The sequence below is a fragment of the Streptomyces sp. NPDC002018 genome (assembly GCF_042890865.1).
Classification (GTDB): domain Bacteria; phylum Actinomycetota; class Actinomycetes; order Streptomycetales; family Streptomycetaceae; genus Streptomyces.
The window spans coordinates 333,711-354,605 of the sequence record NZ_JBIASO010000006.1 but is presented as its reverse complement, the minus strand read 5'-3'; the positions used below and the strand labels follow the sequence as shown (position 1 = coordinate 354,605).

Annotated in this window: 20 protein-coding genes; 15 read left to right on the top strand and 5 right to left on the bottom strand. The window is 70.7% G+C overall.

Annotated features, from left to right (window positions below):
* Positions 1–7: 7 nt before the first annotated feature.
* The 4 genes from ACFYYH_RS12925 (at position 8) to ACFYYH_RS12910 (ending at position 6,352) form a co-directional block, all read left to right on the top strand.
* Positions 8–571, top strand: coding sequence for a hypothetical protein (locus tag ACFYYH_RS12925; protein WP_388549562.1), 564 nt, complete (start codon positions 8–10; stop codon positions 569–571).
* Positions 555–3,053, top strand: a complete 2,499-nt coding sequence (locus ACFYYH_RS12920) for an Hsp70 family protein (RefSeq protein WP_388549560.1) — start codon at positions 555–557, stop codon at positions 3,051–3,053. Before ACFYYH_RS12925 ends, ACFYYH_RS12920 begins: the two co-directional genes overlap by 17 nt.
* A gap of 22 nt (positions 3,054–3,075) precedes the next feature.
* On the top strand, positions 3,076–4,131 hold the full coding sequence (locus ACFYYH_RS12915; RefSeq protein ID WP_388549557.1) for a tetratricopeptide repeat protein: 1,056 nt from the start codon (positions 3,076–3,078) through the stop codon (positions 4,129–4,131).
* 163 nt (positions 4,132–4,294) lie between these two features.
* Entirely contained in the window at positions 4,295–6,352 is a 2,058-nt protein-coding gene (locus ACFYYH_RS12910; RefSeq protein WP_388549554.1) for a protein kinase, read from the top strand.
* A gap of 63 nt (positions 6,353–6,415) precedes the next feature.
* Here the strand turns inward: ACFYYH_RS12910 and ACFYYH_RS12905 are convergent, their stop codons facing one another.
* Positions 6,416–7,000: a hypothetical protein gene (locus ACFYYH_RS12905; RefSeq protein WP_388549552.1), complete on the bottom strand. Its 585-nt coding sequence runs from the start codon at positions 6,998–7,000 to the stop codon at positions 6,416–6,418.
* A gap of 116 nt (positions 7,001–7,116) precedes the next feature.
* Between ACFYYH_RS12905 and hemL the strand changes: the two genes are divergently transcribed.
* From hemL to ccsB, 7 genes are all read left to right on the top strand, one after another.
* Complete coding sequence (hemL, locus tag ACFYYH_RS12900; RefSeq protein WP_388549550.1) at positions 7,117–8,457, top strand: glutamate-1-semialdehyde 2,1-aminomutase; 1,341 nt, start codon at positions 7,117–7,119, stop codon at positions 8,455–8,457.
* The gene (locus ACFYYH_RS12895; RefSeq protein ID WP_388549548.1) at positions 8,454–9,137 is read left to right on the top strand and encodes a histidine phosphatase family protein; all 684 of its coding nucleotides are present in this window, start codon (positions 8,454–8,456) and stop codon (positions 9,135–9,137) included. Before hemL ends, ACFYYH_RS12895 begins: the two co-directional genes overlap by 4 nt.
* A gap of 203 nt (positions 9,138–9,340) precedes the next feature.
* Positions 9,341–10,606, top strand: a complete 1,266-nt coding sequence (locus ACFYYH_RS12890; protein ID WP_388549545.1) for a hypothetical protein — start codon at positions 9,341–9,343, stop codon at positions 10,604–10,606.
* A gap of 117 nt (positions 10,607–10,723) precedes the next feature.
* The gene (locus tag ACFYYH_RS12885) at positions 10,724–11,344 is read left to right on the top strand and encodes a TlpA family protein disulfide reductase (protein ID WP_388549544.1); all 621 of its coding nucleotides are present in this window, start codon (positions 10,724–10,726) and stop codon (positions 11,342–11,344) included.
* A gap of 19 nt (positions 11,345–11,363) precedes the next feature.
* The gene (locus ACFYYH_RS12880) at positions 11,364–12,113 is read left to right on the top strand and encodes a cytochrome c biogenesis CcdA family protein (RefSeq protein ID WP_388549709.1); all 750 of its coding nucleotides are present in this window, start codon (positions 11,364–11,366) and stop codon (positions 12,111–12,113) included.
* A gap of 34 nt (positions 12,114–12,147) precedes the next feature.
* Entirely contained in the window at positions 12,148–13,908 is a 1,761-nt protein-coding gene (locus ACFYYH_RS12875) for a cytochrome c biogenesis protein ResB (protein WP_388549541.1), read from the top strand.
* Entirely contained in the window at positions 13,905–14,996 is a 1,092-nt protein-coding gene (ccsB, locus tag ACFYYH_RS12870; protein WP_388549539.1) for a c-type cytochrome biogenesis protein CcsB, read from the top strand. The genes ACFYYH_RS12875 and ccsB overlap by 4 nt, the downstream gene beginning before the upstream one ends.
* A 183-nt stretch (positions 14,997–15,179) precedes the next feature.
* On the opposite strand, the gene ACFYYH_RS12865 is transcribed toward ccsB, so the two are convergent.
* Together ACFYYH_RS12865 and ACFYYH_RS12860 are read right to left on the bottom strand one after the other, a co-directional pair.
* The gene (locus tag ACFYYH_RS12865; protein ID WP_388549537.1) at positions 15,180–15,674 is read right to left on the bottom strand and encodes a nucleoside deaminase; all 495 of its coding nucleotides are present in this window, start codon (positions 15,672–15,674) and stop codon (positions 15,180–15,182) included.
* 10 nt (positions 15,675–15,684) lie between these two features.
* A complete protein-coding gene (locus tag ACFYYH_RS12860) occupies positions 15,685–16,092 on the bottom strand; it encodes a PLD nuclease N-terminal domain-containing protein (protein ID WP_388549534.1) in 408 nt (135 codons plus the stop codon).
* Positions 16,093–16,180: 88 nt separating this feature from the next.
* Here ACFYYH_RS12860 and ACFYYH_RS12855 point away from each other — a divergent pair, with 88 nt between their 5' ends.
* Positions 16,181–17,632: a menaquinone biosynthesis decarboxylase gene (locus ACFYYH_RS12855; RefSeq protein WP_388549533.1), complete on the top strand. Its 1,452-nt coding sequence runs from the start codon at positions 16,181–16,183 to the stop codon at positions 17,630–17,632.
* Positions 17,629–18,543 (top strand): menaquinone biosynthesis prenyltransferase MqnP, encoded by a 915-nt coding sequence (gene mqnP / locus ACFYYH_RS12850; RefSeq protein WP_388549530.1) that lies wholly within the window; start codon positions 17,629–17,631, stop codon positions 18,541–18,543. The genes ACFYYH_RS12855 and mqnP overlap by 4 nt, the downstream gene beginning before the upstream one ends.
* Here the strand turns inward: mqnP and ACFYYH_RS12845 are convergent.
* Positions 18,533–19,135 carry a rhomboid family intramembrane serine protease gene (locus tag ACFYYH_RS12845; protein WP_388549527.1) on the bottom strand — a complete coding sequence of 201 codons (603 nt, stop codon included), beginning with the start codon at positions 19,133–19,135 and terminating at the stop codon, positions 18,533–18,535. The genes mqnP and ACFYYH_RS12845 overlap by 11 nt on opposite strands.
* A 258-nt stretch (positions 19,136–19,393) precedes the next feature.
* Here ACFYYH_RS12845 and ACFYYH_RS12840 point away from each other — a divergent pair, with 258 nt between their 5' ends.
* Complete coding sequence (locus tag ACFYYH_RS12840; protein ID WP_388549706.1) at positions 19,394–19,996, top strand: UbiX family flavin prenyltransferase; 603 nt, start codon at positions 19,394–19,396, stop codon at positions 19,994–19,996.
* A 66-nt stretch (positions 19,997–20,062) separates the two neighbouring features.
* Here the strand turns inward: ACFYYH_RS12840 and ACFYYH_RS12835 are convergent, their stop codons facing one another.
* Entirely contained in the window at positions 20,063–20,239 is a 177-nt protein-coding gene (locus tag ACFYYH_RS12835) for a hypothetical protein (RefSeq protein WP_388549525.1), read from the bottom strand.
* Between the two features lie 173 nt (positions 20,240–20,412).
* Between ACFYYH_RS12835 and ACFYYH_RS12830 the strand changes: the two genes are divergently transcribed.
* Positions 20,413–20,865 (top strand): Lrp/AsnC family transcriptional regulator, encoded by a 453-nt coding sequence (locus tag ACFYYH_RS12830; RefSeq protein WP_388549523.1) that lies wholly within the window; start codon positions 20,413–20,415, stop codon positions 20,863–20,865.
* Positions 20,866–20,895 lie beyond the last annotated feature (30 nt).

The following is a 20,895-nucleotide window of genomic DNA, read 5'->3' as shown; positions in this document are numbered from 1 at the left end:
GCACCGGATGACTCCGCGAGCCCGCCGCCGAGTGCGCGAAGTGCGCGAGCTGCTCGGCCAGTTGAAACACCCGCCCGAGTTCCGTGTCCCCCCGCCGCTCCTGGAGCCGGCCCAGGCCACCGGGGTCGCGGCCGCGCTCGCCGAGGCCACCGAGGCCCTCGCGGCGCAGGCCCGCACCCCGGAGGGTGCCGGCCGCGGCGCGCTGCTCGGCGCCGCCAACGGCCTCTGGCGCGCCCTGCGCAAGCTCGACCAGGGCGGCGGCACGCTGTCGGCGGCCGATCTGCGGCAGGTACGCCGGCAGGTCCACGCGAGCCGCCAGGCGCTCGCCGACGACGGACTGGAGATCCAGGAGCACGACGGCATGGCGTTCGACTCCGGCCTGTCACTGGAGGTCCTGGTGTTCCAGGACGAGCCGGGGCTGCCCCGCGAGGTGGTGCTGGAGACCGTACGGCCGTCCGTCTACCTCCACGGCGAACGGATCCAGATGGGCCAGGTCATCGTCGGCAGGCCCACCCCCGAGCAGACCCCCGTGAGCGACCAAGGAGACCACGGCAGTGCGCGAGACCATTGACTTCGGAATCGACCTCGGCACCACCAACAGCGCCATCGCGGTGGCGGAGGACGACGGCGTACGCGTCATCAAGAACAACGACGGGTGGGACTACACACCGTCCGCCGTGTGGAGCCCCAAGCAGGGCGTGATCCATGTGGGCCGGCGGGCCCGGGAGCGTACGGAGATCGATCCGGACGACGCCTACGCCGAGTTCAAGCTGGAAATGGGAGTGGCGGGCGCCCACCGCCGGTTCGGCCGCGCGGGAATCTCGCTCAGCCCCGAGCAGCTCTCCGCCGAGGTGCTCAAGTCGCTGCGCCAGGACGTCGCGCACGAGTACGGGTACGAGCCGGACGCGGCGGTGATCACCGTCCCCGCCTCCTTCGCCCTGAACCAGAACAACGCCACCGGCGAGGCCGCGGCCCTCGCCGGGCTCGGCGAACACTGCCCCCTGGTGCAGGAGCCGACCGCCGCGGCGATCGCGTACGGCGTGCAGGACGCCTCGGACTCCGCCCACTGGATGGTGTTCGACCTGGGCGGCGGCACCTTCGACGCCGCCGTGATGAGCAAGCACGACGGCGAACTCCAGCTGATCCAGCACGCCGGTGACCCGTACCTCGGCGGAAAGCTCATCGACTGGGCCCTGGTCGACGACCTGCTGGCCTCCGCGGTCCGGCGCGACCTCGGGCTCGCCGACTTCACCCGGAACAACCCCCGGTGGCGCAAGAACTTCGCCAAGCTCAAACTGGAGGCGGAGAACGCCAAGATCGCGCTGTCGCGCACCGCAGCGATCGACATCTCCCTCGATCTGGAGGACGGCGACGGCGGCACCGAACCCTTCGAGTACACCCTGACCCGGGGCGCCCTCGACGACCTGGCGCTGCCGTTCTACACCCGCGCCGTCAGGCTCTGCCGCGACGCGCTGGCCGAGAGCTCCCTGCGCCCCGACCACATCGACCGGCTGCTCCTGGTCGGCGGGGCGACCCTCAGCCCCGGACTGCGCGAACTGCTCGCCGACCCGGTCGAAGGGCCCGGCATCCCCCTCGACCACAGCCAGGACCCCACGACGGTGGTCGCGCGCGGCGCCGCCGTGTTCGCCCGTACGGTCCGGTTGCCGAGGAAGCCGCGGAAGGCGGCGCCGGGCGAGTTCACGGTCGAACTCAACTATGCCGCGCAGTCCGTGGACACTACCGGCATCCCGGTCTCGGGCAGGCTGAACAGCGGCGGCACCGTCGACTGGACGCGGTACGCCGTCACCCTGACCAACCCGGAGGGCCGCCCGCCGTTCCGCGGACCGCGCACCGAACTCGGCCCGGACGGCGCCTTCTACACCGAGGTGACCATCGACGCCGGCACCAGGTCCCGCTTCACCGTGGAGCTCACCGACGCCTCCGGCGCCCGGCAGAGACTGGACGGGAACTCCTTCTCCATCACCCACGCGGCGGTCGTCCCCGGCGACGCCGTGCTCACCGGCACCCTCGGCATCGGCAAGGCCGACGGCACCTTCGACCCGATGCTCCGCAAAGGCACGGCGCTGCCGGCCACGGTGACCAAGACCTACCGGACGACCATCGCGCTGCGCCGGTCCGAGCCGGACGCCGTCATCCGCATCCCGCTGCTGGAGGGGGAGCGCGGGAACGCCGAGCGCAACACCCGGGTCGGGCTGCTGGAGATCCGCCCGCGGGACGTCCGGATCGACCTGCCCGCGCAGAGCGAGGTCGAGGTGACCTTCGAGATCCAGGCGAGCAACCGGGAGGTCCTCGTCACCGCCGACATCCCGCTGGTGAACCAGCAGTTCGAGGCGACGATCAACCGCTCCGAACTGCTGGCGCCCGGACACGACGAGCTCACGGACCGTCTGCACGACCTGGAACAGCGGGTCCGCGGCCTGCGGGACCAGGCCGAGGAGGTGCACTCGGAACACGCCCGGACACAGCTGGCGGACCTCTCCGAGCAGAAGACCCTTGTCCAACTGCGCAAGGAGGTCGACGCCGCGGCCGTCGACACGGGCGCCGCCGTCACCAGCGACCGCCGTATCCGCGATCTGGAGGCCCAGCTCGACGACATCGAGGAGGCGATCGAGATCCCCGGACTCCAGCGTGAGCTGTGGGATCTGCTGGGCGCCTGCGAGGACACCCTCGGGCAGGGCGGCGGCGGCCCGTCCGACCGGCGGGAGCTCCAGAACCTGCGCGACCGCGCCAGTGCGCTCGGCGACGACGCCGCTCCGGCGGACCTGCGGCGGCTCGTCAAGCGGGCCGGGGAGCTCCATGTCGAGCTGCTGCGCCGCACCGAGCAGTGGGAGTACCTGGTCTTCAACGCCCTGGCGGACCTGCGCGACGAGATGCTCTCCCGGGCCCAGGCGGACACCGCGATCCTGGAGGGCAGGAAGGCCGTCGCCGCCGGGGACCGAAGGACCCTCGCCGGTGTCAACGAGCGGCTGCGCCGACTGCTGCCGCCGGGGGTCGCGGACGAGGCCGAGAGGAAGAGCGGCGGTGTCAACTAGGGCGCGGAACGAGGAGCTGAGGGTGCCGGACTCCCGAAACCCGACCGGCGGGGCCGACCGTACGGAACACAGCGGGACGGCGTCCGGCGGCGCGGCGTCCGGCGGTCCGGCGTCCGGCAGTCGGCCGGAGTCCGACGGCACGGCCCCCGACGGGAGTTCGCACCGGGTCGGGCTGCTCGTCCTGTGCGCCCGCGCGGTGGCGCGCTCCGGCGACCTGGACGGTGCCCTGCGGCTGCTGAACGGCGCCGGCGACCCCGAGGCCGGCGGACACCGGGACGTACTCGACCTGGCGGCCCGTGTGCACGCCCAGCGGGGCGAGCTGACCGAGGCGGCGGTGTACTGGCGGCGCGTCCAGGAGCGGCACCCGGACGATCCGTCGGCGGCGGCGGGGCTGGCGCGGATCGAGCGGCTCGGCCGCCGGGGCCCGCGGGCGGCGCTCACCCGGCACCGCGCCCGTACGGCACTGGCCGTCGCGGTGTGCGCGGTGGCCGCCGTCACGGCCGGAACGGTGGTCCTCGTCGACGGCGTCGGCGGCCGGCCGGAGCGGCCGGGTCCCTCGTCGGCCGAGCAGGTGCAACGGCTCGCCGGGCGCCTCGACGCCGAACGCCGGGCGGAGCGGGCACGGGAGCAGGCACAGGAGCAGGCACAGGAGCAGGACCGCGAGACGGCCCGCCGATCGGAGGCGGCCGACGCGCTGGCCCGCGCGCTGCGCGCCCCGGGCCTGCGCCCGGTGGTCCACGGGGGCTCCGTGGAGATCGCCTTCACGGAGGGGCTCTACTCCGAGGGGGCCCGGCTGACCCCGGCCGGCGCCGGACGGCTCGCCGTTCTCGGGGAGCACCTGGCCGGTCGGGAGGCGCGCATCGAGATCTACGGCCAGGCCGCCACCGTCCCCGGGGCCCCGCGCAGCGGCGGTTCCGTCCTGTCCCTCTGGCGCGCGCTCATCGCCGCCCGTGAACTCAGCGCCGCGAGCGGCAAGCCCCTCACCGCGTTCACCACCGCCAGCGCGGACCAGCGCGACGCGCCGTACGCGAGCGCGGCGAAGAACCGGACGGTCACCGTAGTGATCACGCCCGGATAGCGGCGGCCCGGGCCGGCCGGCCGTCCCGCACTGCGATCATGAGTCCGCCCGGTCGGCGGTGACCGTGGTGCGCGACTACCAGCCGGACGGGTTGTGCGCAGGCCGGCATGTCAGCAGGGTGGATGGTCGTACATTCCCTGGGGGAACGGGTGGGAGGACGCGGGTGGCAGGCGAGCGGGAACTGGTCGTCGCGGGACGTTACCGATTGCGGCAGCGGCTGGGCTCCGGCGGCGGGGGCAGCGTCTGGCTGGCGGAGGACCAGGAGCTCCAGGCGCAGGTGGCGCTCAAGCAGTTCTCGGTGGCGGAGATGCCGGACGAGGTGTCCGGTGACCGCATCACCCGGGGGCGCAAGGAGGCGCTCAAGGCCGCCCAGTTGCGTGAGCATCCGAACGTGGTCACGGTCTACGACGTGGTGGAGCACGAGGGCCGGCCCTGGATCGTGATGGAGTACCTGCCGGGCACCATGGACCTGTCCGCTGTCGTACGGGAGCGCGGCCCGCTGCCCAGCGCTGAGGTCGCCCGTATCGGGGCGGCGGCCCTCGACGGGCTCTCGTGCGGACACCGGCTGGGCATCATCCACCGGGACGTGAAGCCGTCCAACATCCTTCTCGCGCCCGACCACTTGGGGGTCGCCGACCGCCGGGTCCTGCTCACGGACTACGGCATCTCGCTGCGCACCCACGAGACCAGACTGACCGAGAGCGGCATGGTCGTCGGCACCGTGGGCTACGTGGCGCCGGAACGGCTGCTCACCGGTGACGCCTCACCGGCCTCCGACCTCTTCTCGCTCGGCGTCACCCTCTATTTCGCCGTCGAAGGCGCCGAACCCGACGGCGACACGTACGACGCCGTGATCTCCGCCATGTCGAAGACGGACCCTCCCGTGCCGCGGCAGGCGAGCGAGCGGCTCGGTCAGGTGATCAGGGGGCTGCTCGCCAAGGACCCGAGGGACCGGATAGGGGCGGACGAGGCAGCCGAACTGCTCGCCGAGGCCTTGGCGACGGAGGACGGGGGTTCCTCGTCACGCGCGTCGAGGCCCGACGACCGGGCCTCCGCCCCGCCCGACAGCGCGGCGACCTCCGACGCGCCCAGGAAGGCCGTGGTCTTCCACGCGGCCGAGGGAGGGCCGGCCCCTTCCGTGGCGAGGGCGGTCGCCGCGCGCACCTCGTCCGACGCGGCCGGCCAGGGCCGCCCTGTCCAACCCGGGCGTGCCTCCGGAGAACCGGAGCAGGGCGCCTCGGCGGACGGCCCGGGACATGGTCCGGCGGGCGCCGGGGGTGTGCGGCGGCCGCCCCCAGCACAAGGCACCGAGAGCCGGCGTGAGCCGCAGGGCCTGCCTCGCGCGGTCGGCTGGCGGACCACCGCGCTGCTGGCGCTGGTCGCGGTGCTCGTGGCGGGCGGTGGCTTCGCGCTGGGCGCCGCCGTGTTCGGCGGGCCGGGAGACTCACCGAACAGTCCGAAACCGGGGGAACCGATCGCCGCCCCCTCCCCGACGGTCACGCGCGGTGTCTACCCGTACGGCAGCGAGGTCGGTCTGCGGGAGGCACCCCAGCCGGGGCAGTGCCTCAACGCCGACTGGAAGGACGGCCAGTTCAAGGGGCTGCCCAGAATCAAACTGGTCGACTGCCACGACGACCCCGAGGGCCAGGTGATCGCGGCCGTCGACGGCACCCCCACGGCGGGGCGGAACGAGGCGGAGTCCGTACGGGCCGAGTGCACCCGGCGCACCGAGGAGGTGCGCGCGACCATGGCCGCCCCCGTGCTGTACGTCCTGCGGCCCGAGGCGGGGCAGAGCGAGCCACCGCGGTCGGCCTGTCTGCTCTTCCTGGAGAACGCCACCCTCGGCGGCCCGCTGGGCGCGTACCGCAAGGTGGGCGACGAGGTGAACGTGACATCGCTCGCGCCGGGCGACTGCTTCGACTCCGAGAAGCGGGAGGGCGACACGTACGACCTCACCTTGGCCGACTGCGGCAAGCCGCACCGTGAGCAGGCCGTCGGCTGGCTGTGGGCATCCGGCGACGGCTCGACGGACAGCGTCGACATGGGCCAGTTGTGCCAGGAGAAGTACGGCCTCGACTGGGCCCGCGGCCAGGGGCACGAGATGACCGGCTGGTACTCCACGGACGAGGAGTGGGGGAACGGTTTCCGTTACGTGCTCTGCACGGTGGCCCGGGAGGACGGCGGCGAACTCCCCGCAGGAAAGGTCAAACCGGCGTACTGAGCCAACGCCCGGTCACCGAGGGCGGGGCCCGAAGGCCCCGCCCTCACGCCGTGAAACCCCAGGTCAGGGCCAGACCAGGCAGTACGGCTGGTGGCCTGCCTCGTGCAGCCGATGTGAGAAGTCCTGCCATTCGTGCAGCAGTTGGTAGACGTTGTAGGCGTCCCTCGGGCCGCCGCGGTCCGGAACCGTGGACCAGATGAAGGCTGCCGCGCCCACCGATTCCTCTCCTATGCCGCGCAGCGGGTCCACGACCGTCATCGGGAGTTTGACCACCGCGTAGTCCGGGTGCAGGACGACCAGTTCCAGCGGGGGGACCTTGTGCAGGGGCATGCCCTGTATGCCCGTGAGGACCATCGCCGCTATCGTCTCGGGCTTGATCTTGGTGAACATGCCGCCCATGCCCAGCTCGTCGCCGCCCAGCTCCTCCGGGCGCATGGAGATGGGCACACGGGCGGCCGTGGCTCCGTCGGGCGCGCCGAAGTACTTGTAGGTCACCCCCACCCGGCCACCACTCCTGATCTCCGGACGTTGCTCGCTTCCCGGAGGTTGCTCACGCGCCTCGCGTTCGCCGCGTCGATGCTTCCCACGCCGGGCAGGCTCGGGACCCAGGTCGTCGGTCCCCTCGCCCAGTCCGCCACCGCGATGCATATCTCCACCCGACCACTCGCAGCCCCGGCCGCGCAACCCGATCATCGTGACAGTGACCTCCCCCACGAACGTGCGGTGAAACACCGGTCCGCAAGAACGTCCGAGGCTCTGACACCATGGATTGCGTGAGCTTCCCCTATGACGCCCCAGTTTCGCAGACGCTCTTCGACCGCGCGGCCCTCGTGACGCCCGGCGGCGTGAACTCTCCCGTACGCGCCTTCCGAGCGGTGGGCGGTACGCCCCGGTTCATGGTGTCCGGTAACGGTCCATACCTCATCGATGCGGACGGCCGTGAATATGTCGACCTCGTATGTTCTTGGGGGCCGATGATTCTCGGACATTCCCATCCGGAGGTCATCGAAGCGGTACAGGCGGCGGTCGCCCGCGGTACGTCCTTCGGGACGCCGGGCGAGGGCGAGGTCGCGCTCGCCGAGGAGATCGTGGCCCGGGTCGCCCCCGTCGAGCAGGTACGGCTGGTGTCGTCCGGCACCGAGGCGACCATGTCCGCGATCCGGCTCGCGCGCGGGTTCACCGGGCGCGCGAAGGTCGTGAAGTTCGCCGGCTGCTACCACGGCCATGTCGACGCGCTGCTCGCCGCCGCGGGCTCCGGGGTCGCCACGTTCGGTCTGCCGGACACCCCCGGTGTGACCGGCGCCCAGGCGGGGGACACCATCGTCCTGCCGTACAACGATCTTGACGCCGTGCGCCGGGCCTTCGCCGCGCACCCCGGCGAGATCGCCTGTGTGATCACCGAGGCGTCCCCGGGCAACATGGGTGTCGTACCGCCGCGCGACGGCTTCAACGCCGGGCTCAAGGAGCTCTGCGCCGCCGACGGCGCGCTGTACATCTCCGACGAGGTCATGACCGGGTTCCGTACGTCGAAGGCCGGCTGGTACGGCATCGACGGCGTCGCGCCCGACCTGATGACCTTCGGCAAGGTGATGGGCGGCGGATTCCCGGCCGCCGCGTTCGGCGGACGGGCCGAGATCATGAGCCGGCTCGCCCCGGCCGGGCCCGTCTACCAGGCCGGCACGCTCTCCGGGAACCCGGTCGCCACCGCCGCGGGCCTCGCGCAGCTCCGGCTGCTGGACGACGCCGCGTACGAGAAGGTCGACGCGGTCTCGCTCCGGATCCAGCGGCTGGTGACGGAGGCGCTCGACAAGGAGGGGGTCGCCCACCGGGTCCAGACGGCGAGCAACATGTTCTCCGTCTTCTTCACGGCCGACGAGGTGCGCGACTACGAGGACGCCAAGAAGCAGGAGTCCTTCCGCTTCACACCCTTCTTCCACTCCCTGCTCGCCGACGGCGTCTATCTGCCGCCGTCGTCCTTCGAGTCGTGGTTCGTCTCCACCGCGCACGACGAGCGCGCGATCGAGCGGATCGCCGCCGCACTCCCGGCCGCCGCCCGCGCCGCCGCCGAAGCCACCGAACCGGAGAAGCCGGAGAACGCCGTATGAACGCCCCGAACGAAGTGACCGTCGTCCATCTCATGCGGCACGGCGAAGTCCACAACCCCGACGGGGTCCTCTACGGCCGCCGTCCCGGGTACCACCTCTCCGAGCTGGGCCGACGGATGGCCGACCGGGTCGGCGACCATCTGGCGGACCGGGACATCACCCATGTCGTCTCCTCGCCGCTGGAGCGCGCCCAGGAGACCGCGGCGCCCGTCGCCAAGACCCATGGGCTGACCCTCGACACCGACGACCGGCTGATCGAGGCGGCGAACATCTTCGAGGGCAGGTCCTTCGGGGTCGGCGACGGCGCCCTGCGCAGGCCCGGCAACTGGCGGTATCTGACCAATCCCTTCCGGCCGTCCTGGGGCGAGCCGTACCTCGACCAGGTCGTACGGATGATGGGCGCGCTGAACACCGCCCGGGACGCGGCCCGCGGCCATGAGGCGGTCTGCGTCAGCCATCAACTGCCGATCTGGATCGTGCGGAGCTTCGTCGAGCGGCGCAGGCTCTGGCACGATCCGCGCCGGCGGCAGTGCACGCTCGCGTCCCTGACGAGCTTCACGTACCACGGTGACAAGATCGTCGCCGTCGCCTACTCCGAGCCGGCCCGTGATCTCGTCCCCGCCCATCTCCTTGCCGGTGCCAAGCCGGTGAAGGGCGGCGCCAAGGCCTTCGGGGCGTAGGCATCCGGTGCGCAGGCCCTGGCCGCCGCGCTGTCCGCCCTGGCCGATCAACCCCAGCGCCCTGTCATATGTGTCATATCTTTACATCGGTGAAGATATGACAAGTGCTGGAACCTCCGCGTTCGGTACGACCTCTCATGTGTTGCCGCTTGTAAGACCTGTATGAGCGGCGTACGGACGGGACGAGCGCGGATGGGATCTGTATGCGGGACATCACCCGGAGGAGTCTGCTCGGAGCCGGTGTGGGGGCCGCCGCCGCGATCGGCGCCGCGGGCTGCGGCCCCACCGGCCCCGCCCGTTCCGGGGGCGGGCCCCACCGTCCCGATGGCGGCAAAGGCGGTGGTGGGAGGGGCAAGCCGACGCCCGGCGCCCGTCCCACCGGCAGGGACGTCCGGCTCATCGGTGACGGTTCCACCTCCGACACCGGAAAACAGCCGCGTCAGCCGCCCGCGCCGGTTCCTCTCGAACCCGGCGAGACACCGCCGCAGTTCGTGATCTTCTCCTGGGACGGGGCGGGTGAGGTCGGCAACGGCCTTTTCCCGCGCTTTCTCGAACTCGCCGAGAACCACGGCGCGGCCATGACCTTCTTCCTCTCCGGCCTCTATCTGCTGCCCGAGTCGAAGAAGACGCTCTACCGTCCGCCCAACAATCCCGTGGGCGCCTCCGACATCGGCTATCTCACCGATGCCCATATCAAGGACACGCTCGGCAATGTCCGCCGGGCATGGCTGGCCGGGCATGAGATCGGCACTCACTTCAACGGGCACTTCTGCGGCGGCTCGGGCTCGGTCGCCGGCTGGACATCCGAGCAGTGGCGCAGCGAGATCGACCAGGCCGTGTCCTTCGTCACACAGTGGCGTACGAACACCGGCTGGACCGATCTCGACCCGCTGCCCTTCGACTACCGCAAGGAACTCATCGGCGGCCGTACGCCCTGTCTCCTCGGCCAGGAGAAGCTTCTGCCGACCGCCAGGAAACTGGGCTGGCGCTATGACGCCAGTTCCCCCGGCGGCACCCAGACCTGGCCGGACAAGCCGCGCGGCATCTGGGATTTCCCGCTTCAGGCCGTACCGTTCCCCGGCCATTCCTTCGAAGTCCTCTCCATGGACTACAACATGCTCGCCAACCAGTCCGGGAACGCGACCAGGGGCGCCACCTCGCGCTACGCGGGCTGGCGCCGACAGGCCACCGGCGCCTATCTCGGCGGTTTCCGGCGGGCGTACGAGACGAACCGCGCCCCGTTCTTCATCGGCAACCACTTCGAGCAGTGGAACGGCGGCATCTATATGGACGCCGTCGAAGAGGCCCTGAAGCGCATGGCGGGCAAGAAGGACGTACGGCTGGTCTCCTTCCGCCAGTTCACGGACTGGCTCGACGTCCAGGACCCGGCCGTACTCGCCAGGCTCCGTACGCTGGAGGCCGGACAGTCCCCGGCCGGCGGCTGGAACGCCTTCCTCAGACCGGCCTGACACGAGGCCCGGCAAACCGGCCTGGCAAGAGGCCCGGCAAACCGGCCTGACAAGGGGCCCGACGGGCACCGAGGGGGGTGCCCAAGATCCCCGAAACGCCCATGCGAAACTTTTCACATGAACTCAGGCCGAGCCCTTCCGCGCCGCTCCGCCCGCCGGTTCCGCGCCCTCCTTCCGGCCGTGGCCGTGGCGGCGGCGCTGACGCTCTCGGCGTGCGGCGGCGGGGGCAAGTCCGGTGGTGGCGGCGACACCAATTTCGTGACGAACACCGGCGGTATCTCCACCGTCCCGGTGGCCGAACGGCGGCCCGTCAACAAGATCGCGGGCGAGACCCTCGACGGTGGACAGCTCGATGTGGCGGACCTCAAGGGCAAGATTGTCGTACTGAACGTCTGGGGCTCCTGGTGCCCGCCCTGCCGCCAGGAGGCCAAGCACTTCGTGAAGGTCGCCGAGGAGACCGAGTCCCAGGGGGTCGCGTTCGTCGGCATCAACACCCGCGATGCCAACAAGGGCCCCGCGCTCGCCTTCGAGAAGGACTACGGGGTCCCCTACCCGAGCCTGTACGACCCGATGGGCAAGCTGATCGTCAACGGCTTCCCCAAGGGCAGCCTCAACCCGCAGGCGATCCCGTCGACCATCGTGCTCGACCGGAACGGGAAGATCGCGGCCCGCTCGCTGATGGCGCTCAACGAGGAGAAGCTGCGCACGATGATCGACCCGCTGATCGCGGAGAAGTGATCCCGTGCGGGTTTTCACCATGGCGGCCGGCCTGGACGAGACGATCTCCAGCGGAGCACTGCTGATCGCGCTGCCGATCGCGCTGCTCGCCGGTCTGGTGTCCTTCTTCTCGCCCTGTGTGCTGCCGCTCGTGCCCGGCTATCTCTCGTATGTCACCGGTGTCAGCGGCACCGATCTGGCCGACGCGAGACGGGGCCGGATGGCCGTCGGCGCCACGCTGTTCGTGGTCGGCTTCACGGCGGTCTTCGTCTCGGGCGGCGCGCTCTTCGGCTACTTCGGCTCGACGCTCCAGGGGCACCGGGAGATCCTCTCCAAGGTGCTCGGTGTGCTGATGGTCCTGATGGGCGTGTTCTTCCTGGGGCTGATGCCCTGGCTCACCCAGCGGGAGTTCCGCTTCCACCGGCGTCCGGTGACCGGCCTCGCGGGCGCTCCTCTCCTGGGCGCGCTCTTCGGGATCGGCTGGACGCCCTGCCTCGGTCCGACCATCTCCTCCGTCAACGCCCTGGCGTTCACCGAGGCGAGCGCCGGCCGGGGGGCCATACTGACCGTCGCGTACTGCCTCGGTCTCGGCGCCCCGTTCGTGCTCGCGGCGGTGGCGTTCCGCAAGGCGCTGGGCGCGTTCGGCTGGGTCAAGCGGCATTACGTCTGGGTGACGCGGATCGGCGGCGCGATGATGATCGCCACCGGTCTGCTGCTGCTGACCGGTGCGTGGGACAGCATCGTGCAGGAGATGCAGGGCTGGTCCGACGGTTTCACGGTGGGGATCTAGTTCCATGAGCAAGGCTTCCTTGAGCAAGGCTTCCATGAGCACCGGCACAACGGCGGACAGCACGGACGCGGCGGCCGAGGGCGGCGCCGACACCGGCGCGGCCGGCGCCGCGGCCTCCGAGGCACGGGACGCGCGCGAGCTCGGCGCCGCGGGCTCCCAGCTCTCCACCGCGCCCCGCGAGGAGTCCGTCATCGGCGGTCCCACGCTCGGGGTCATCGGCTGGCTGCGCTGGTTCTGGCGGCAGCTCACCTCCATGCGGGTCGCGCTGATCCTGCTCTTCCTCCTCTCCCTCGGCTCCATCCCCGGCTCGCTGATCCCGCAGACCAGCGTGGACGAACTGAAGGTGCAGGACTTCCGGGACCGGCACGAGACGCTGGCCCCGGTCTACGACAGGCTCCAGCTCTTCCAGGTCTACAGCTCGGTGTGGTTCTCCGCGATCTACATCCTGCTGTTCATCTCGCTGATCGGCTGTATCGTCCCGCGCACCTGGCAGTTCGTGGGCCAGCTCCGCTCCCGTCCGCCGGGCGCGCCCAAGCGGCTCACCCGGCTGCCCGCGTACACGACCTGGCGCACCACCGCCACCCCCGAGGCCGCCCGCGAGGCCGCGCTCTCGATCCTCAAGAAGCACCGCTTCCGCGCCCATACCGCCGGTGACGCGGTCGCCGCCGAGAAGGGCTATCTCCGCGAGGCCGGCAACCTCCTCTTCCACATCGCGCTGATCGTGCTGCTGACCGCCTTCGCCACCGGGCAGCTCTTCAAGTCGGAGGGGGGCAAGCTGGTCGTCGAGGGCGACGGCTTCTCCAACACCCTCACCCAGTACGACGACTTCAAGTCCGGCTCCCTCTTCGACACCGATGAGCTGGAACCGTTCAGCTTCACCCTGGACGACTTCACCGGAACGTACGAGCGCAGCGGGCCCCAGCTCGGCACCCCCCGGACCTACAAGGCCGAGGTCCGGTACACCACGGGTGCGGGCGGCCGGGAGAAGAAGGCCGTCATCGAGGTCAACAAGCCCCTCGAACTCGACGGCTCGAAGGTCTATCTGAACGCCCACGGGTACGCCCCCGTCGTCACCGTCAGGGACGGCCGGGACCAGGTCGTCTTCAACGGCGCGGTCCCGCTGCTGCCCATCGACAACAACGTCTCGTCCACCGGCGCCATCAAGGTGATGGATGGATACCGGGACAAGAACGGCAAGAAGGACCAACTGGGCTTCGCCGCCTTCTTCGTCCCGACCTACGGCGGGAAGGGCTCGGGGCAGATGTTCTCCCGGTTCCCCGCGCTCGACTTCCCGGTGCTCAATGTCGGCGCGTACCACGGCAGTCTCGGGGTCGACGCGGGGCTGCCGCAGAACGTGTACCAGCTCGACACCAGGAAGCTGACGGCCTTCAAGGACTCCAAGGGCGCTCTCCTGAAGAAGACCCTGCTCCCGGGCGAGCGGCTCACCCTGCCGGACGGCGCCGGCTCGATCACCTTCGAGAAGGAGGTCAAGGAGTGGGCGAGCTTCCAGATCTCCGAGCAGCCCGGTGACTCCTGGGCCCTCGCCGGGGCCGTCGCCGCCATCGCGGGACTGGCGGGCTCCCTCTTCATCCAGCGGCGCCGGATCTGGGTCCGGGCCGTACGCGGCGCCGACGGCGTCACCGTCGTCGAGATGGCGGGACTCGGCCGCAGCGAGTCCGCCAAGCTCCCCGAGGAACTGGCCGATCTGGCCGGCACCCTCCATTCAGAGGCGCCCAGCGCGCCTGATCCCGCGGACGATTCCGCAGAGCAGACTGTCGAAGGGGCTGAGAAGTGAATCTCGCCGCCGCAGCAACCAATGAAAGCCTGGCACAGACCAGCAATGTGCTGATCTACTCCGCCATGGCCGTCTACACGCTGGCCTTCTTCGCGTATATCGCCGAGTGGCTGTTCGGCAGCCGCAGCAGGGTGGCCCGCACCGCCGCCGCGCTGACCGGTGACGCCCGGGAGTCCGCGGCGGGCTCCGTGAAGGTCCAGGTCACGGGGAAGGGCGGCGCGACGGCCGTCCTGGATCGGCCGAAGATCATCACTCGCTCCGCGTCCGGCGCCCGTGACATCCCCGACGGCCCCGGAGCACACGGCGGTGACGCGCGGGGCGATCTGTACGGCCGGATCGCCGTGTCCCTCACCGTCCTCGCCTGGGCCGTCGAGGCCGCCGGCGTGATCGCCCGCGCGCTGTCCGTGCAGCGGGCGCCGTGGGGCAACATGTACGAGTTCAACATCACCTTCTCCACCGTCGTCGTGGGTGTGTATCTCGCGTTCCTCGCGCTGCGGAAGAACGTCCGCTGGATCGGCCTGCCGCTCATCACCACGGTCCTGCTCGATCTCGGCCTCGCCGTCACCGTCCTGTACACCGACAGCGACCAGTTGGTTCCCGCCCTGCACTCGTACTGGCTGTGGATCCATGTCTCCACGGCGATCTTCTGCGGCGCGGTCTTCTACGTCGGCGCGGTCGCCACGCTGCTCTATCTCTTCCGTGAGCGGTACGAGAGCAAGCTCGCGGCCGGTCTGACGCCCGGCTCGTTCGCCACCTCCGTGATGGAGCGGCTGCCCGCCTCCGCGACGCTCGACAAGTTCGCGTACCGCGTCAACGCCGCCGTCTTCCCGCTCTGGACCTTCACGATCATCGCGGGCGCGATCTGGGCGGGCGACGCCTGGGGCCGCTACTGGGGCTGGGACCCCAAGGAGGTCTGGTCCTTCATCACCTGGGTCGCGTACGCCTGTTATCTGCACGCCCGCGCCACCGCGGGATGGAAGGGCCGCAAGGCCGCCTATCTGGCGCTGATCGCCTTCGGCTGCTGGCTGTTCAACTACTACGGCGTCAACATCTTCGTCACCGGCAAGCACTCGTACGCGGGCGTCTGACGCACGGCGGACGCCCCACGCGGAACCGACTCCGCGTGGGGCGTCTTCGTGCGAGGTCTTCGTAGGAGATCTTCGTGCCCGGCCTTCGTACGAGGTCCTCGTGCGGGGGAGCGTGCGTCAGCAGGCGCGGCGCGTCGTGCGCCTTCGGCCCTCCGGTCTTCCGGCCCTTCGCCTTCCGGCCCGTCAGCCGTGGCCGATGTCCTCGTTCCACAGCTCAGGACGTTCCGCGACGAACGCGCGCATCATCGCCGCGCACACGGCGTCGTCGAGCAGCACGATCTCCACGCCGTGCTCCGCCAGCCAGTCATGACCGCCGTGGAACGTCTCCGCCTCGCCGATCACCACCCGCGAGATCCCGAACTGCCGTACCAGCCCGGAGCAGTACCAGCACGGGGAGAGCGTCGTCACCATCGTCGTGCCCCGGTACGAGCGCTGCCGCCCCGCCGCGCGGAAGGCGGCCGTCTCGGCGTGCAGGGACGGATCACCGTCCTGGACACGGCGGTTGCGGCCCCGGCCGAGCAGGGTCCCGTCCGCGCCGTACAGCGCCGCCCCGATCGGGATCCCGCCTTCCGCCAGCCCGGCCCGTGCCTCGGCGACGGCGGTCGCCAGCCACTGCCGTAGCCACTGCCGTTCCGGGGCGTCCCCAGGTGTCGGCGCCGGTCCCGGTTCCGTTCCCATGCCGTCCGGCTCAGGACTTCGGCGGCGTGTCGTCCGCGGCGCCGCCCTGCTCCCGGCGCTTGATCTCCTCCTCGCGGCGGCGCAGATCCTCTTCCCAGTCCTTGAGCAGCGCCTCGTCCTTGGAGTTCCCCTGCTTCAAGGAGGCCAGGAACGCGGGGTTGTCGTCGGGGGCCGTCCATGTCCCGCGCGGGTCGCGGCGGCGCTCGCCCGGCGTCGCGCCACCGCCCGGGGCGCGCCGTACCTTGCCCACCACCAGCCACGCGACCGGACCGACCAGCACCTCGCCGAAGAGCAGGATGATGATGACCCACACCACCTTGGGCAGGCCCTTGACCTCTTCCTCGGGGGTGTTCAGGCAGTCGATGAAGGCGTAGATCCACAGCGCCAGGACCAGCAGGAACGGCAGATACCTGAGCATGGTTGGGCGGTCTCCCCGGAAACGGTTGGGGGCCGTGCGACGGCCCCGGTGACCGGCCCAGGGTACCGGGTGGCCGATACTGGGACGCATGGCTTACGACGATCTTCGCTCGCTGCTCCGGGCGCTGGAGCGCGAGGGCGACCTCAAGCGCATCAAGGCCGAAGTCGACCCGTATCTGGAGGTCGGGGAGATTGTCGACCGGGTGAACAAGTCCGGTGGTCCCGCGCTGCTCTTCGAGAACGTCCGGGGCTCCTCGATGCCGCTGGCCATGAATGTGTACGGCACGGACCGCCGGCTGCTGAAGGCGCTGGGCCTCACCTCGTACGGCGAGATCAGCGAGAAGATCGGCGGGCTGCTCAAACCGGAGCTGCCGCAGGGCTTCATGGGGGTGCGCGAGGCCTTCGGCAAGCTCGGCGCGATGACCCATGTGCCGCCGAAGAAGGTCAAGGACGCGCCCGTCCAGGAAGTCGTCCTGACGGGAGAGGACGTGGACCTCGGCCAACTCCCCGCGCTCTTCACCTGGCCGCGGGACGGCGGGTCCTTCTTCAACCTCGGTCTGACGCACACCAGGCACCCGGAGACCGGTGTCCGCAATCTCGGGCTCTACCGGCTCCAGCGCCATGACCGGCGCACCATCGGTATGCACTGGCAGATCCACAAGGACAGCCGCAACCACTACCAGGTGGCCGCCCGGCGCGGGGAACGGCTGCCCGTCGCGATCGCCTTCGGCTGCCCGCCCGCCGTGACCTACGCCTCCACCGCGCCGCTGCCGGGGGACATCGACGAGTATCTCTTCGCGGGCTTCGTCCAGGGCCGGCGGATCGAGATGGTCGACTGCAAGACCGTGCCGCTCCAGGTCCCGGCCAACGCCGAAGTCGTCATCGAGGGTTGGCTGGAGCCGGGGAAGACCCTTCCCGAGGGCCCCTTCGGCGACCACACGGGCTTCTACACCCCGCAGGAGCCGTTCCCGGCGCTCACCATCGACTGTGTGACGATGCGCAAGCGCCCGCTGCTCCAGTCGATCGTCGTGGGCCGGCCGCCGACCGAGGACGGACCGCTGGGACGGGCGACGGAACGGTTCTTCCTGCCGCTGCTGAAGATCATCGTCCCGGACATCGTGGACTACCACCTGCCCGAGTCGGGCGGTTTCCACAACTGTGCGATCGTCTCGATCGACAAGAAGTACCCGAAGCACGCGCAGAAGGTGATGCACGCGATCTGGGGGGCGCACATGATGTCGCTGACCAAGCTGATCGTGGTCGTCGACGCCGACTGCGATGTCCACGATCTGCACGAGGTGTCCTGGCGGGCGCTGGGCAACACCGACTACGCGCGCGACCTCACCGTCGTGGAGGGGCCGGTCGACCATCTCGACCACTCCTCCTACCAGCAGTTCTGGGGCGGCAAGGCGGGGATCGACGCGACGAGGAAACTCCCCGAGGAGGGGTACACGCGGGACGGCGGCTGGCCCGAGATGGTCGAGTCCGACCCGGAGACGGCGGCGAAGGTCGACCGCCGGTGGAGGGAGTACGGCCTGTGAGCGCAGCGGAGGTCCTCGGGCCCGAACCGGCACAGCCCAGCAGCAGGACCCGGGCGTTCCTGCGGCTGGTGATGATCGAACACTCGGTCTTCGCGCTGCCGTTCGCGTATATCGCGGCCCTGACCGCGATGTTCCAGCTCGACGGGAACATCCACTGGGGTCGGCTGCTGCTGGTCACGATCGCGATGGTGGGTCTGCGTACCTTCGCGATGGCGTGCAACCGGATCATCGACCGGGAGATCGACGCGCGCAATCCGCGCACCGCGGGACGGGAGTTGGTGACGGGCGCGGTGTCCGTGCGCTCGGCGTGGACGGGCGCGCTGGTCGCCGTCGTGGTCTTCCTCGCCGCCGCGGCCGCGCTGAACCCGCTCTGTCTCGCCCTCGCGCCGATCGCCGTGATCCCGATGGTGGTCTATCCGTACGGGAAGAGGTTCACCAACTTCCCGCACGCCATCCTCGGCGTCGCCCAGGCCATGGGCCCGGTGGGGGCCTGGATCGCGATCACCGGGGCCTGGTCGTGGGACGCGGTGATCCTGGGGCTGGCGGTCGGGATCTGGATCGGCGGTTTCGATCTGATCTTCGCCTGCCAGGACGTCCAGGCGGACCGCGCGCAGGGGGTGATGTCCGTGCCGGCCCGCTTCGGTATCCCCGGGGCGCTGTACGGGGCGCGCGCCTGCCATGCCGTCACGACCGTACTGCTGGTCTGGTACGCGCTGGCCACGGACGCCGGGGTGTTCTTCTGGACCGGGCTGGTGATCGTGGTGGCGGCCTTCCTCTACGAGCACACCATCGTGAAGCCGCACGATCTGTCACGGCTCAACCGCGCGTTCTTCACGGTCAACGGCTTCATCGGGATCGCCCTGTTCGTCTGCGCGCTGCTCGATCTGCTGGTGCGCGGACTCACGGGGTGACGGCGGTACGGGGCGCCGGGCGGCGGAACAGGAACGCCGCCGCGACGCCCGCTGTCAGGCCGATCAGATGGCCCTGCCAGCTCACGGTCGTACTGGCGGGGGAGACGCCGAGCAGGATCGAGCTGCCCCATATCGCGCCGATCACCAGGCCGACGAGGATGCCCATCGGTCTGCGCTCCACGAAGCCGCGGACCAGCAGATAACCGAAGAGTCCGAAGATCAGACCGGAAGCGCCCGCCGTGTTGGTGTGCGCGGGGGAGATCAGCCAGACGCCGAGGCCGTCGGCCACGATGATCACGGCGCAGACGGCGAGGAAGCGGCGGATACCGCCGAGGGCGGCCAGGAAGCCGAAGACCAGCAGCGGAACGCTGTTGGCCGCGACATGGGCGAAGCCGAAGTGGATGAACGAGGCCGGGACGACATCGGCCAGCTCGGACGGCTCGCGCGGCACGATGCCGTAGCCGTCGAGGGAGTGGGCCGTGGCCACGTCCACCCCTTCGAGCAGCCACAGCAGCGCCACCCAGCCCACCATCAGCTTGGCCGCTGCCTTGGCCCGCCCCCCGCGGGGCCACTCCATTCCGGTGCCGGTCATGGCGACCCCCCTCGGTTCCCTTGCCGTCACCTCGGGAACGGACGGGACACCTGACCCGGTTCCCGGCGGAGCGTGCCGGATAGGCTCGGATCCGTGAAGCCAGGACCGCACGCAGACCGGGAGCACCGGGAAGATCACGTACGCGGGGAGCACCAGGAGCGGCGGCCGGACCCCGACCGCTCCCGGCTCCGGGACCGGCCCCGGCGCCCCTGGGTCGTCGGTGTCTCCGGCGCGTCCGGCACGCCGTACGCCGCGGCCGTGCTGCGCGCGCTGCTGGCGGCCGGGGAGAGCGTGGACCTGGTGGTGTCGCGCGCGTCACGGCTGACCCTGCTCGACGAGACCGGGATCGCCTTCAGGGACGCGCACTGGCGGGACGATCTGCGGTCCTGGCTGGCGAGGGGCGCGGACGGCAAGCCCGACCGCTTCGGCCCGGAGGCCCTGGATCTCGACGACGTACGGCACTGGGGCGCCGGGGATCTGGCGGCGGGGCCGTCCTCCGGCTCGTACCCCGTCCAGGGGATGCTGATCGTGCCGGCGTCGACGGCGTGTGTGGCCGGGGTGGCGCTCGGGCTGTCGAAGGATCTGCTCCAGCGCGCGGCGAGCGTGACCCTCAAGGAGGGCAGGAAGCTGGTCGTCGCCGTGCGGGAGACACCGCTGAACGGTCAGACGCTCCGGCATCTGGTGACGCTGGACGAGGCGGGCGCCGTGGTGCTGCCCGCCTCTCCGGCGTTCTACGCGGGGGCGACCCACATCCAGGATCTGGTGGACTTCGTCGCCGGGCGGGTCCTGGACGCGGCGGGGGTGCCGCACCGGCTGTACCGCCGTTGGGAGGGAGAGCTCGGCGGCTCCCGCGGGGACTGAGGGCGTGGCCGCCCGGGGCCCGGCCGGCCGGCCCGGTGCCGTGCGGGGCCGCCGACGAGGTGACCGTCAGCGGCGGCCCGACTCGTCGGACACACCCGCGGGAACGGCGCGGCGCGACGCGTGAGGCGCCCGCTCGCGCCGGCGCGCGGCGAGTACCTGGCGGGCACGCGAGCGGTTGGCCTGCTCCTGGAGCGAACGCATCTGGGCGTAGGCCATCTCGATCGTGTACACGGTGAAACTCACTCCTGGAAGTCTGAGAGGTCGGCGAAGTCTGAGAGGTCGGCGAGGTCCGAAAGATCGAACGTTCGTCGTTGATTGCTTGATCGTTTGAAAGATTCGCAGGGCTTCACCCCTGCGTGCCTTAGATTCTACATGTAAGTTTGCGAGATCGCTGAACAATGGAAGGCTTCAGGTATATGGACGCCGTGGATAGGCAGCTCATCCAGGCCCTCAGGGAGAACGGCAGGGCTTCGTACGCCGAACTGGGCCGTCTCGTGGGGCTCTCCGGGCCGAGCGTCACCGACCGCATCAACCGGCTCGAAGCGGCCGGCGTCATCACCGGCTACCGCGCCACGGTCGACTCGGCCTCGCTCGGTCTCGGCGTCACGGCGCTGATCGGGATCTCGCTCTCCGACGCCGCCGACCACGAGGACGTGGCCCGTCGGCTGCGCGATCTGGGGGAGATCGAGGACTGCTGGTTCATCGCCGGCGACGACTCGTACATGCTCAAGGTGCGGGCCGGGGACGTGGACGGACTGGAGAAGACGATCCGTCGGCTGAGCGGCACGAAGGGCGTCTCCCGGACGCGCACCACCATCGTCCTCTCCACGAAGTGGGAGAACAGGGTGGGCGAACTGCCCGAGGAGTGACCGGGCTCGGCGGACGGACGGGAAAGGCCG